The 644-nt window shown below is 45.7% G+C and carries 1 pseudogene; it reads right to left on the minus strand.

The window, feature by feature from the left end:
• Window positions 1-226: 226 nt before the first annotated feature.
• A pseudogene (locus tag N1032_RS25960) lies at window positions 227-644 on the minus strand (hypothetical protein); the annotation flags it as partial.

A 644-nucleotide genomic window follows, 5' to 3' on the forward strand; every position in this document is an offset into this window, starting at 1 on the left:
AAGCGCATACCCCGCGAAGTACTCAGACGCACCGGTACTACCATAAATGGCATAGACACAGCCACCTACAGCAATACCACAGGCAACCCAAAAGATTGACCAGAGGACTGCTGACTTCATATCATCGCCTTTGTGGAATACGAAATCCACTGACAGAGACAGAACCAGCATAATCGCAAGGACAATGCCTAAAGACACATCATGTGATAGACCGAACATATATTCCTTATTGAGCCAGACAGGCTTTCACAACGTTACCAACGTATTTGGACACACGAGTACGAACCTGTTCAAGGTTCACCTCATTCAACACAACACCGTTATGGAAGATAACCGGAAGGTCAGACTCTTCCTCACGTTCAGGTGTAACACTGTCAGTGGCAATCCACTCACCAAACTTAAACTTATGGTGAATCAGCCCTTTGAGGGATTTCTTCGTACCATCGTCAGTTTTAGGAGATTTCTGGATAGCTCGACCTTCACCTTTGACTACACCATAAGTTGCCTTCATGGCGAATCCGAAGGTGTCACGAGTCACATATTGATATGTGAATGAGCCAATACCAAGAACCACGTTGCTGGTTGCGAATCCCTTGGCTTCCAATCGCTCGAACACATCTTTACAGACGTCAAGAGTAATAGAA

It is taken from the genome of Herbiconiux daphne (assembly GCF_024979295.1).
Taxonomy (GTDB): Bacteria; Actinomycetota; Actinomycetes; order Actinomycetales; family Microbacteriaceae; genus Herbiconiux; species Herbiconiux daphnes.